Source organism: Accumulibacter sp. (assembly GCF_023806625.1).
GTDB lineage: Bacteria > Pseudomonadota > Gammaproteobacteria > Burkholderiales > Rhodocyclaceae > Accumulibacter.
This window is the reverse complement of record NZ_JAMTDX010000081.1, coordinates 86,791-97,907: the sequence shown is the minus strand read 5'-3', so window position 1 is coordinate 97,907 and position 11,117 is coordinate 86,791. Positions and strand designations below refer to the sequence as shown.

Here is an 11,117-nt window from a genome sequence, read left to right as displayed (position 1 = left end):
GCAGGGCTCCACTTATCGAAGAGCCTTTGCTGTCCAAACAAACGGGGCCACCTCTGTGTAGCGTCAAGCTGTGCAAGTGACCAATCGGTGTAGGGGTTAAGGCCGTAGGACAAGCCCTGCTTCGGATGGGTGAACTCGGGCGCGAAGGCGTGATTCCCATTCCGTCCGGCGTCCTCCGCGCGGCGCAGCTCACGAACAACCTCGTCACGATTGTAGCTTTCCTCTGGAGCGGCGTTGGTCAGGACATTGACACCGTTCATGCCGGCATAGCGTCGTGGAGCGCGAATGGCGTCGAGCAAGGGGACCAGTCCGGCCCTTCGATAGTACTCAAGCATTTAGAGAACCCCCGTGAACCGAGCGCCCGCAGACGCGCCGATGCTGACCATCAGCGCGATCAAGAATCCGACCTTTCTGGGTTGCGCCTTCTCGGGCGCATCGATGCCGGCGAGCCTGATCTTGCGTTGCTCGCGGTTGGCATCGAGCACCGTGATCGTATCGCCGTCCGCCACGCCCACCACCGTGCCGGTCAGGGTGTCCGCCGAGGCGGTGACACCGAGCATCAGCAACAGAGGCAACCAAGAATTGCTTGTTCGCATGGTCGAATTGAACCGCGTCATGGCAGTCGAGGGCAACTCTTCTCTCAGCCTCGCCATCGACGAGACGGCGCCCGCAAGACTAAACGCGATCCGGCGACGCAACATGCGGATGGAGTTCGGGCGCCGCGATGGTATGCGGGTCCGCGATGCGGAACAGCACGCTCCTGGGCTTGGGCATTCAGGCTCGTTCAGGAAGCCCGGCTCCGGGCAGCGCAGCGGAAACATCACGTCTTCGCGGCGGCTACTGAAAACAGTAGCGTGCCGCTCAGCGAAGCTTGCGCGACGATCGTCCGGCTGGTAACGTATATCCGTTCATGTAGATTCTCGAGGACGACCACCATGCACCTGCTAGTCGCCAAGTGGGGCAATAGCCTTGCCTTGCGCATCCCTGCCGATTATGCGCGCCGTGCCGGAATCAAGGAAGGCGACACCGTTGACGCGACCTTGACGCCCGACGGCGGCTTGAGCATCCGCCCGGCCAGGTGGGACCGCAGAGCCTTTGCCAGGGAAGTCGAGGCAAGTCGGACGGCGATGCCGATGGGCGACCCGGTGATGGAAGAGGTCAGGCGCGGCGGGCGCTACTGATGGCGCTGTGTTACGTCGATACCAGCGTGCTCGTCGCGCTGTGCACCCGCGAACCGGCCAGCAACAGTGTTTCGCAATGGTATGCCGGAGAGTCGGACGATCTGGTGTCGAGCGTCTGGTGCGTTACCGAGTTCGCCAGTGCGCTCGGCATCAAGCGGCGAACCAGGCAGTTCGACCAAGCGGGCGCCGAAGCGGTATGGCGGCAATTCGAGCGTCTGTGCGCGAACGACTTGCGCTTGCTGCCTCTGGAGCCAGCAACCTTCCATCGCGCCGCATTGTTGACCCTCGATGCCAGCAGCGGCCTGCGTGCCGGCGATTCCCTGCACTTGGCCGCGGCGATCGACGCCAACGCGATACGCATCGCCACTTTGGATGCGGTGTTGGCAGAAAACGCGAAGCGGCAGGGACTGAAACTCGTTGCGTTGTGACCAAGCCGGAATGACGAGGTACCTGGGAAGTCGTCGCGTTCTGCCGTCGAGGGCTACCAGGAAGTCGTGCGGGATCGAAATCGGAGCCGTTCGGCCAGATCGGAGGGCCTGGACCACGCCGCTGCGATTCGGAGCCAGGCAAAATAGCCCATCTCGACGATGAGTACCCTACGAGTCGCCTCATCCTGCACGTAGGCATCCACTTCCATGCGCTCCACCGAGGCGTTCCGGATCAGACTGATCACCCCCTCGGCGATTTCCTCGCAGGTTGCTTCCGCTAGTCCGAGTCGTATCTCCTTCAGTCACCCCGACCACCGTGGCGGTCGGCGTTTCCGCCACCACGCCGATACCGGCCATCAGCAGTGCAGCGGCCAACCCCAGCCTGACCGCAATCTTCGCTCCAGTCCTCACGCCTACTCCAAAACCCCCTGCGCCGAAAACTCCGTGGTCATATCATTCTGGACGGTCTGGACCACCGCAACGGATACCGAAGATGACCGCCGAATTCACTCTACCCGAATCGATGTCGCCCCGCGAGCGCGCCGCGGAGATCACGACCATCCTTGCTGCCGCCATCATGCGCACCCAGCTTGCAGAGGCCGCCAAACCGCGAGAATCTGCCCTTGGCTTCCTGGACGACCAGCGCGTTCATACAACCCCCTATCAAGAGGAGAGGTTGTGATGAACGACAAACAAGCATCTGTCGCTGCGCGGGTTGCCGAACTGGCCGGCATGCCCATGTCCGAACTCTGGACGGTGTGGGATCGGTATTTTCCCCGTCGTCCGGACTACCCCAACCGGACGCACGTCGAGTCGCGCATCGCCTACAAACTGCAGGAGGAAGCCTTGGGTGGTCTCGCGCCCGAGACGAAGCAGAGGCTGGAGGCCATCGGCGCGAAGCACTCCAGGATCAAGCTGCGCGCCAAGCCGCGTGACATCCATTTCGCGCCGGGCACGATCCTGCTGCGCGAATGGGGCGCGCGCGAGCACAGGGCGACGGTCACCGCCGAGGAGCTATTCGAGTACGAAGGGCGCACGTTCAAGAGTCTGACTGCTGTGGCTCGGCACATCACCGGCACTCACTGGAGTGGGCCCCTGTTCTTCGGTCTGCGAACGGGAGGTACGCCATGAGCGAGATCCCAGCCAGCAAAGCCCGCAAGCGCTGCGCGGTCTACTGCCGGGTGTCCACGGACGAACGCCTCGACCAGGAGTTCAACTCCATCGATGCGCAGAAGGAAGCCGGTCTGGCCTCGATCGCCAGCCAACGGGTCGAAGGGTGGATTGCCGTCCCTGACGACTACACGGACCCCGGCTTCTCCGGCGGCAACCTCGAGCGGCCCGGATTGAAGCGCCTGCTCGCAGACATCGAGGCTGGCAAGATCGACATCGTCGTGGTCTACAAGATTGACCGCCTGACCCGCAGCCTGACCGACTTCTCCCGGCTGATCGAAGTCTTCGAGCGGCACAAGGTGTCGTTCGTCGCCGTCACCCAGCAGTTCAACACCACCACCTCGATGGGGCGGCTGATGCTCAACGTCCTGCTGTCCTTCGCCCAGTTCGAACGCGAGGTCACCGGCGAGCGGATCCGCGACAAGATCGCGGCGGCCAAGCGCAAGGGGATATGGATGGGTGGCGTGCCGCCGCTGGGGTATGACGTCGAGAACCGCCTGCTGGTCATCAACGAAGCCGAGGCGGCCGTGGTGCGGCGCATCTTCGAGGAGATGCTGACCATCGGCTCGCCGACGCAGATCGCCGCCAACCTGACCGCCGACGGCATCACGACCAAGTCCTGGACCACGCAGGAGGGCCAGATCCGCAGCGGCGCGCGCGTGGACAAGAAGTACCTGCACAAGCTGCTGCGTAACCGCATCTACCTGGGCGAGTTGTCGCACAACGGGAACTGGTACCCCGGCGCGCACCCGCCGATCATCGACCAGGCACTTTGGGACAAGGTTCACGCGGTGCTGGCCCAAGACGGCCGCAGAAGGTCGGTCGAGACCAGGATTCGGTCACGCACGGATGCCTTGCTGCGCGGGCTGCTGTACTCGCCCTCGGGCGAGCGGATGTACCCGACCTACACGCGCAAGAACGGGCGCAAATACCACTACTACGTGTCCAAGTCGGAAAGTCGCTTCGGCGCGCCGGGCAAGAGCTACGAGCGCCTGCCCGCGCCGGAGATCGAAGCGGCGGTGGTCGTCCAGATCCGGACAGCGCTGACCAGCCCCGAGGCCATCGCCTCGGTGGTGCGTCACATCCAGCACAACGGCGCGCAGATCGACGAAGCGAGTACGGTGCTGGCGATGGGGCGGCTCAACGACGTATGGGATCAGTTGTTCCCGGTCGAGCGGCACCGACTCGCCAACCTGATGATCGAACGGATCGACCTCGTCCACGTCGCTGAGGTGCAGGGCATCAAGGTGAAGTGGCGGGAGTTGGGTTGGGACAAGCTGATCGGGGAGTTCGCGCCGAGGGGCATTGGTGCGGAACTGCTGGAGGTCGAGGCCTGATGGACAACTCGCTGGAAACGTTCGTGCCCCTGCAGTTCAAGCGGAAGAAGGGGAAGCTGCTGGTCGACGGGAGGGAATCCGCCCACGACGTCCGCATCATCAAGGCCGTTGCCCGGGCCGTGTACTGGCATGACCTGCTCGACTCCGGCAGGTTCCAGAGCGTCGTCGAGATCGCCCGGGCCGAAGGATTGATGCCAACCACGGTTGGCCGGCTGCTGCGATTGGCACGACTCGCTCCGGACGTCGTCGAGCAGTTGATGAGGGGTTGCCAGCCTCGGCGGCTCACACTGCGGTGGCTGATGCGCAACGACATCCCGGCGCTCTGGCAAGACCAGCACCAGACATTGGAACAGTTCAAGTAAGGAGGCGAGATGTCCAAGAAGCACTACGGCAAGCAGACAGGCCGCCCTGTCACCCATGAGATCCCGATGCCCGCCGGCGGCGTTCGTCTGGAGACCTTCGTGCCCTGGACGCTGGTGAAGCGAGGGGCCAAGAAACAGATCATCACGCCATTGGACGCGCCGCAGGAATTCCTGTTTGAGGCGGCTCGGGAGCGGGAAGCACTGTCGGCGGCGAAGGACACCGCGCTGATGCGGGCGCTCGGATTGGCGCACCACTGGCAGCGGCTTCTGGACGAAGGACGGTTCAGCTCCATGACGGAGATCGCGGCGGCCGAGGGCATCGACCTCAGCCAAGCCAGCAAGATGAGCCGACTGGCGCAACTGGCCCCCGACCTGATCGAAGCCCTCGCCCTAGGACACCTCGATGTGGGCGTCAGCCAGTTGCTGCGCGGCAAGTTGTCCGCGTCGTGGCTGGCGCAACGTGAGGCGCTGGCGGCAGGGCTGTGCTGATATCCGTGCCGCACCGACACGCCGCCGCAAGGCGGCTATTTCTTGTGCTTTTCGTTGGTTCGGTCGCGCTCTCCCGAGCAAGCGAAGAAGCAAACCGACAGCCTGCAAACCCGCATGAATACAGGACTTGATCTCTGGAATGTTCCAGAGGGCAGCAGAGAACAGAGAGAGAAAAACGGCGGAATGGACGCAGGAAACGTGACGTGGGGCTGTCCGTGCTCAAGAGGCCAAGTCCGCGAATCGCGCCAATACTGGCGTTGCGGGCAGATGCGAAAAAGCCCGAAACGAATTCGGGCTTTTGAACGTGGTGGCCAAGCGCGGAATCGAACCACGGACACGCGGATTTTCAGTGCTTGAATCCAACCTTCCAGTGGTTTCTGGGCTTGTCTCGCACATTCCTAACCTATTGATCAGAAGAGACTTGCTTCGGCTTCTGCGGGCGTCCAAGTTCTACGGACTTCCCGCAAACTGTGCAATTTTCCATGCGCAATTACACAGGAACTACACGGCTCCGTTTCGTCGGAGCGACGCCAGCAAGCCCCGCGCCGCTGGAGGATCTTCCGCTGCAAGCGCAGCCTTGACGGAACCTCAGCCAACGAGGTCACACTTACGCGGGCCAAAAGTATTTGGTCACGCCGCACGGCATTACGAGGCGCTCATCTTTGTCCGGGGCGATGGCGTGTAGATTGCGCTGCCACTGGCCGCTAGAGCCCCGGAATGCCGCCAAGGCTGATAGTGCGGCATCCCATTCGTGATCGGATTCCAACGCGAGATCGAGACCCAGTTCCTTAGCCAGGGCTTCGACCATCACAGATCGCCTCGCCACGAAGTCATATGCCTCACCCCACAGATACCAGTGCATCACCTTCGGATGCGTCTCCGTGATCATCACCTGAGGCGCCATGCCCCGCAAGGCGAGGAGAACCATCATCCCATTGAGCGACATCGATCCATACAGGGAGTTTGGTGCCGCGACACTCTGTCCAACTTGGGGGCAGTTCTCCCTCAGCCAACGATCGGCGGGCCGCCAACCTGCCGGTCCCGTGCTCCAGCAAGTCAGGGTATCTACGCCGATCGCTACCGGCGAACCGGCCCGGGCCGAGAACCACTGAATCGCCATCTCCGCCGTGCCAACAAGGGCTGTTGTAACGGAGACTGGCTTCCCACCTTGAACGTCCAGGGCAGCCACGCCGTGCCTGTCGTTCCCGCCAGGGTCATAGCCGAAGTAGACCATAGAGTGGGCTTCCGTGTCAGTGACGCCGAACGATGTGCGGCCAGTGGTCCGCGCTGCCGCAGGATGCGGGAGCAAGGACGATAGCAAAGAGGGCGATTTTGCGAAACAGATTCGTCACCAGCCGTCGCCGCCACCGCGTACGCCGTGTTGCCGCCTCTTCATCGACTCCAGCCACCTCACTATCCCCGCCAGAGACGCATCCGCACACGCGTCATGGGCCGCAGTCAGACGCGCGAACGTGCGCCAGTGCATCCCCTTGGGTTTCCCGCCGTCGGGGTTGGCAATGCCCGCCGGCCAGCCCAGACGCCGCCTGATCTTCTCCGCCCGCCGCCGCGCACGATCGTCCTCGGCTTCACGCTGGCTCGCATAGACCAGACGGTAGCAGTGCCGACAGGCGAAGATCGAACCGCCATAGAGAATCGCCACGCGCCTCCCGCATCCGGTTGCCGGGCAGCGGAACCACGCGCGCCGACCGCCAAGGTAGCAGGATGTCCATTCCAGAGTGACGGGGTACTCCATCGGTTGCCATTCGCCGCCGTTGTTCCGGCTGCGATACCTGAGCATCACACGGTCGACATCGGTGCGGATCTGGATCGACGCCACCTCCTCGCCGTTGCCTGTCCATTGCCAGCCGAAGGCCCGACCCGGTTGTAGCAGGCCATCGCGTTGCAGCCGCCGGACATCCAGCGTCCGCATGTCGCTTGTCGTGGCCTTGCCGCCTTGGCATCCCCGCCCGCTTCCGCTGCCGCCCATTCTCTTGCACTCCGATTTTGCCGAAATCATTTGGCAAGCTTGCCTCGTATCCTTTGCTGAATCAGCGCGAATCCCTTGCCACATCGAGCATTCCGCCGTTTTTAACGGTGTCCGGTCTCATCCGCCGCGCAGCTCTTTCAGCTTCAGGAGCATGGCCAATGTCCGCTCAAATTTGCGGTCGAGGTGCGTTTCGTAGCGGTTCAGGTTTTCCAATCGATGCGCTTGCAACCCGGCGCCCAGAGTCTGCGCCTTGATCGCCGCAACATGCCGCACCTGCTGCACCATACCGACGCACAGCGGTTCGAGCGATTCACGAATGAACTCCGCCAAGCCTTCGACGGTGCCCGGGTACTCCTCCTCACTGACCTGAACGTCCCACCAATCGCGCGACCCGGGAAGCAGCGCCCGCCGAGCCTTCTCGTAGGCATTCGGACCACCCTTGGCGAGGATCGCTGCCGCCTTGCGGGTTGCCGCCAAGTCCAACTCGGCCTCCTGCTGAAGTTCCGCGATTCGCTCGGCCGTCGCGTTCAGCAATCTGGGCAAGTCGACATGCTCTCCCGACAGTTCCGATTGGAAAGGTGCGGCCGCCGGGACCAGTGTCGTCGTGCTGCGCAGGACGCTCTTCAACCCGTCGTTGATCCTTGCCCCTTCTGCGAGCAAGACGCGTCTCTTGCGCCAGATGATCGTCGCCAGTTCTTCAATTAGGTGCCCCTCGGTGACGCCGGCGGGTTGGTGCTCCTCGATCAGCGCCGCCAACAGGTCAGCGAACTCGGCATGATCTTCGTGGGCCAGCACCGCCAACTTGGAAAGAATGCCGTGCTTCATGGCGTTCAAGCGTACCGCCTCATACGCTCCCGTTTGCGGTCCCGACGCCGCTTTGGCGATCGTCTGAATTGGAACTACTGCAGACAGGCTCACCGAAGTACCTTCGATCGTTTCCATGGCCTTACCCTATTTCGTGATTGTCACGAAGCCGTAGCGCCGCCCGATTTCTGCCCAAGCTCGTTGCGCCGAGCGTCGCGCTGGCTCTGACGTTTCGACACGGCCCACGATCATTAACAGTATCCGCAGTGGTGCGTTCTGCACATCGTCGATGGCGTCTGTCGCTGCCCGCCGGTCACGCTGCCGTTGCGCCCGTTTGCGCTCGGCAGCAGTCATCGGCTGGTTTCCTCTGGCCAGTCGGTCTCGCTTCAGGCCGGTCATCGCTTTCCCAAGCACTCGCTTTCTTGCATCGCGTGACAGTCACAATGATACGCGACCAAAGCCCCGCGCAACACGCGTTTCTCCCTACAGGCTGTTGTCGCCGTCAATCCAAGAGTGGCGGTCGTCAGAACAGCAGGCGACAAGTCACGAACTTCGGTAGCGCGCGAACTGCGCCGACTGACTTCCGGGTTGGCAGCCCTGGCGACAACGGGCCAAGACTGCAAAGGACGAATTCGGCTAACTGCCGGGATGGGAACTGACACACTTGCCACTCTCTGCCGCATCTGCCTGCTGGCGGGCAACCGAGGATACCCAAGGCAAGCGTGCGACCCTTGGTGCAACAGGAGTCGGCGGCACGGGCACTTGGCTATCCGTCCCCTCCTTTCCCAGAATTGAACGGCTATTCGGAGATCTCAGCAGGCCGTAAACGGATCGGCCGTCGCGGTCTTCCACCCCGCACCGTTGATGGGCATCTAGATCGTCCGCTTGCCGGTATCTGCGATTCGATAGCTCGCTCGGCAGTTCGCGGCTTTTCGCAGACCTACATCGTGAGTCCTTGCGTGATGCGCGTAAGGCAGATCAATCGAATCGGCTAGAATGTTACCGAAGCGACGTATGGAGCACCCGAGGAAACTCCCAGCAAGCAGGAGGCAAGCTGATGGCGAACACGCCAGCCAAGAAAAACGGCGTCGCCGCCACGATAGGCTTGGCGGTCATTCGTTGGCTTACCGCTGACGGCGGCGCGACGCGCTTGACGGGCGACGAGGGCCGGCGCTGCCTCCAGCCGCAGGATGGTGGTTACGGTACCCTGCAATCCGGATGCGGGAGCGTCGCGTGACGACCGAAAGCCACGCCCAGCTTGCCAACTTCATCTGGAGCATCTGCAACCTGCTCCGAGGTCCGTACAAGCGCAACGAATACCGCAAGGTCATACTCCCGCTGACGGTTCTGCGTCGCTTCGATTCACTGCTGGCGCCCACCAAAGCCCAAGTACTGGCCGAGCACGCCAGCATCAAGACCAAGCCCGAGACGGTGGTGCGCAGCCTGTTGCAGAGGATCACCGACAGGCCGTTCTACAACCTGTCGAGGTTGGATCTGCCCAGACTCCTTGACGATCCCAACCAACTCGCACCCAACCTGAACGCCTACATCAACGGGTTCTCGAAGAACGTACGCGAGATCATGGAGCGGTTCGCGTTCGATCAGCAGATCGCTCGAATGGCCGAGAAGAACCTGCTCTACGAGGTCATCAAGAAGTTTGCCGCCGTCGATCTGTCGCCGGGTCGTGTCGACAACGTCCAGATGGGATACGTCTTCGAAGAGCTCATCCGGATCGGCGCGGAACAGTCGAACGAGGAGGCCGGTGAGCACTTCACGCCGCGCGAGGTGATCAAGCTGATGGTCAACCTCCTGCTGTCGCCGGAGCAGGATCTGCGCAAGAGCCACGTCGTCAAGACCATCTACGATCCGGCCTGTGGGACCGGCGGCATGCTTTCAGTAGCAGAGCGCTACATCCGCGATCTTAACGCCGACGCCGACCCGCATCTCTTCGGGCAGGACTGGAATGACGAGTCCTGGGCCATCTGCAAGGCCGACATGCTGATCAAGGGCGAGGATGCCGACAACATCGTCCTCGGCGACACGTTCACCAGAGACGGCTTCGACCACGACGCCGAGGGCAAGAAGCGCACCTTCGACTACATGCTTGCGAACCCGCCGTTCGGAGTGGAATGGAAGCAGCAGCAGAAGTACATCGAACGCGAGGCTGACTTGCTCGGCTACGGCGGCCGCTTCGGCGCGGGCCTGCCGCGAATCAACGACGGCTCGCTGCTTTTCCTCCAGCACATGCTGGCCAAGATGCGCGCGCCCACGGAGGGTGGCAGCCGCATCGGCATCGTCTTCAACGGCTCGCCGCTGTTCACTGGCGACGCCGGCAGCGGCGAGAGCAACATTCGCCAGTGGATCATCGAGAACGACTGGCTCGAAGCCGTCGTCGCGCTGCCCGACCAGCTTTTCTACAACACCGGCATCTCCACCTACGTCTGGGTGCTCACCAACCGCAAGGAGCCGAGGCGCAAGAACAAAGTTCAGCTGATCGATGCGCGCCGCTTCTTCGTCAAGATGCCCAAGAGCCTGGGCAACAAGCGCAACAAGATCGGTGACCCCGCCGACCGGGCGAGCGAGCCGGACCAGATCGGCGACATCACACGCGTCTTCGGCAACTTCGCCGACGGCGAAACCCGCACCTTCGCCGAAGAAGACCTGATCACCAAGCAACTGGTGGACAAGCAGCGCGTGGTCAGCAAGGTGTTCGACAACGCCGACTTCGGCTTCCACAAGATCACGGTCGAACGCCCTTTGCGGCTCAACTTCCAGGCAAGCCCGGAGCGCATCGCGCGGATCGAGGCCGAAAGCGCGTTCGCCAGACTCGCAACCAGCACCAAGAAGAACGAGACGGCCCGGCTCGAAGAGATCGAGGCAGGGCGGCGCAGGCAGGACGAAATCCGCCAGCTGCTGAGGCAGTTCGCGCAGACGCATGGCGCCACACTCTTCAAGGACCGAACCGCCTTTCTGACGGCACTGCGCGACGTCGACCGCGCGGCCGGCGTGCGGCTCTCGGCCCCCGCACTCAAGGCCGTGCTGGCCGCCCTGGGCGAGCGCGACGACACTGCGGAGATCTGCCGCGACCGGGACGGCAACCCTGAGCCGGACGCCGAGCTGCGCGACACCGAGAGCGTACCGCTCAAGGAGAGTATTACCGAATACTTCAGGCGCGAAGTCTTGCCGCATGTGCCCGACGCCTGGATCGACGAGAGCAAGACCAAGGTCGGCTACGAGATCCCGCTCAACCGGCACTTCTATCGCTACGAGCCGCCGCGCCCGCTGGAAGTGATCGAGGCCGACATCAAGGCGCTCGAAGACGACATCAAGCGGATGCTGGGCGAGGTCACGTCATGAGC

At 62.7% G+C, this 11,117-nt stretch carries 13 protein-coding genes and 1 pseudogene; 9 read left to right on the top strand and 5 right to left on the bottom strand.

Annotation, left to right across the window (positions count from 1 at the left end):
• Positions 1 to 335, bottom strand: a 335-nt coding sequence (locus NFW05_RS13575; protein WP_295307801.1) for a hypothetical protein, incomplete at its 3' end; no start/stop codon positions are given.
• 78 nt (positions 336 to 413) lie between these two features.
• Positions 414 to 596: pseudogene (locus NFW05_RS13570) on the bottom strand (nuclease); the annotation flags it as partial.
• A gap of 339 nt (positions 597 to 935) precedes the next feature.
• Here NFW05_RS13570 and NFW05_RS13565 point away from each other — a divergent pair.
• The 7 genes from NFW05_RS13565 (at position 936) to NFW05_RS13535 (ending at position 4,967) form a co-directional block, all read left to right on the top strand.
• Positions 936 to 1,181, top strand: coding sequence for an AbrB/MazE/SpoVT family DNA-binding domain-containing protein (locus tag NFW05_RS13565; RefSeq protein WP_295307798.1), 246 nt, complete (start codon positions 936 to 938; stop codon positions 1,179 to 1,181).
• The gene (locus NFW05_RS13560) at positions 1,181 to 1,609 is read left to right on the top strand and encodes a type II toxin-antitoxin system VapC family toxin (protein WP_295307795.1); all 429 of its coding nucleotides are present in this window, start codon (positions 1,181 to 1,183) and stop codon (positions 1,607 to 1,609) included. Before NFW05_RS13565 ends, NFW05_RS13560 begins: the two co-directional genes overlap by 1 nt.
• Positions 1,610 to 2,102: 493 nt before the next feature.
• Complete coding sequence (locus NFW05_RS13555; protein WP_295307792.1) at positions 2,103 to 2,291, top strand: hypothetical protein; 189 nt, start codon at positions 2,103 to 2,105, stop codon at positions 2,289 to 2,291.
• Positions 2,291 to 2,740 (top strand): DUF2924 domain-containing protein, encoded by a 450-nt coding sequence (locus NFW05_RS13550; RefSeq protein WP_295307789.1) that lies wholly within the window; start codon positions 2,291 to 2,293, stop codon positions 2,738 to 2,740. The genes NFW05_RS13555 and NFW05_RS13550 overlap by 1 nt, the downstream gene beginning before the upstream one ends.
• Entirely contained in the window at positions 2,737 to 4,116 is a 1,380-nt protein-coding gene (locus NFW05_RS13545) for a recombinase family protein (protein WP_295307786.1), read from the top strand. Before NFW05_RS13550 ends, NFW05_RS13545 begins: the two co-directional genes overlap by 4 nt.
• Complete coding sequence (locus tag NFW05_RS13540; protein ID WP_295307783.1) at positions 4,116 to 4,478, top strand: site-specific recombinase resolvase; 363 nt, start codon at positions 4,116 to 4,118, stop codon at positions 4,476 to 4,478. The genes NFW05_RS13545 and NFW05_RS13540 overlap by 1 nt, the downstream gene beginning before the upstream one ends.
• A gap of 9 nt (positions 4,479 to 4,487) precedes the next feature.
• Complete coding sequence (locus NFW05_RS13535; protein WP_295307780.1) at positions 4,488 to 4,967, top strand: LacI family transcriptional regulator; 480 nt, start codon at positions 4,488 to 4,490, stop codon at positions 4,965 to 4,967.
• A gap of 607 nt (positions 4,968 to 5,574) precedes the next feature.
• Here the strand turns inward: NFW05_RS13535 and NFW05_RS13530 are convergent.
• The 3 genes from NFW05_RS13530 to NFW05_RS13520 all read right to left on the bottom strand — a co-directional run bounded on the left by NFW05_RS13530 (position 5,575) and on the right by NFW05_RS13520 (position 7,896).
• A complete protein-coding gene (locus NFW05_RS13530; protein WP_295307777.1) occupies positions 5,575 to 6,201 on the bottom strand; it encodes a DUF429 domain-containing protein in 627 nt (208 codons plus the stop codon).
• A 114-nt stretch (positions 6,202 to 6,315) separates the two neighbouring features.
• Positions 6,316 to 6,897 carry a hypothetical protein gene (locus tag NFW05_RS13525; protein ID WP_295307775.1) on the bottom strand — a complete coding sequence of 194 codons (582 nt, stop codon included), beginning with the start codon at positions 6,895 to 6,897 and terminating at the stop codon, positions 6,316 to 6,318.
• Between the two features lie 174 nt (positions 6,898 to 7,071).
• On the bottom strand, positions 7,072 to 7,896 hold the full coding sequence (locus NFW05_RS13520; RefSeq protein WP_295307772.1) for a hypothetical protein: 825 nt from the start codon (positions 7,894 to 7,896) through the stop codon (positions 7,072 to 7,074).
• Between the two features lie 919 nt (positions 7,897 to 8,815).
• On the opposite strand from NFW05_RS13520, the gene NFW05_RS13515 reads away from it, so the two are divergent.
• Positions 8,816 to 8,995 (top strand): hypothetical protein, encoded by a 180-nt coding sequence (locus NFW05_RS13515; RefSeq protein WP_295307769.1) that lies wholly within the window; start codon positions 8,816 to 8,818, stop codon positions 8,993 to 8,995.
• Positions 8,992 to 11,115 (top strand): N-6 DNA methylase, encoded by a 2,124-nt coding sequence (locus NFW05_RS13510; RefSeq protein WP_295307766.1) that lies wholly within the window; start codon positions 8,992 to 8,994, stop codon positions 11,113 to 11,115. The genes NFW05_RS13515 and NFW05_RS13510 overlap by 4 nt, the downstream gene beginning before the upstream one ends.
• The last annotated feature ends 2 nt before the right edge of the window (positions 11,116 to 11,117 follow it).

Coding starts and splice junctions, on each gene's coding strand:
- NFW05_RS13565 (WP_295307798.1), top strand. CDS start 936: ATGCACCTGCTAGTCGCCAAGTGGGGCAATAGCCTTGCCTTGCGCATC.
- NFW05_RS13560 (WP_295307795.1), top strand. CDS start 1,181: ATGGCGCTGTGTTACGTCGATACCAGCGTGCTCGTCGCGCTGTGCACC.
- NFW05_RS13555 (WP_295307792.1), top strand. CDS start 2,103: ATGACCGCCGAATTCACTCTACCCGAATCGATGTCGCCCCGCGAGCGC.
- NFW05_RS13550 (WP_295307789.1), top strand. CDS start 2,291: ATGAACGACAAACAAGCATCTGTCGCTGCGCGGGTTGCCGAACTGGCC.
- NFW05_RS13545 (WP_295307786.1), top strand. CDS start 2,737: ATGAGCGAGATCCCAGCCAGCAAAGCCCGCAAGCGCTGCGCGGTCTAC.
- NFW05_RS13540 (WP_295307783.1), top strand. CDS start 4,116: ATGGACAACTCGCTGGAAACGTTCGTGCCCCTGCAGTTCAAGCGGAAG.
- NFW05_RS13535 (WP_295307780.1), top strand. CDS start 4,488: ATGTCCAAGAAGCACTACGGCAAGCAGACAGGCCGCCCTGTCACCCAT.
- NFW05_RS13530 (WP_295307777.1), bottom strand. CDS start 6,201: ATGGTCTACTTCGGCTATGACCCTGGCGGGAACGACAGGCACGGCGTG.
- NFW05_RS13525 (WP_295307775.1), bottom strand. CDS start 6,897: ATGCGGACGCTGGATGTCCGGCGGCTGCAACGCGATGGCCTGCTACAA.
- NFW05_RS13520 (WP_295307772.1), bottom strand. CDS start 7,896: ATGGAAACGATCGAAGGTACTTCGGTGAGCCTGTCTGCAGTAGTTCCA.
- NFW05_RS13515 (WP_295307769.1), top strand. CDS start 8,816: ATGGCGAACACGCCAGCCAAGAAAAACGGCGTCGCCGCCACGATAGGC.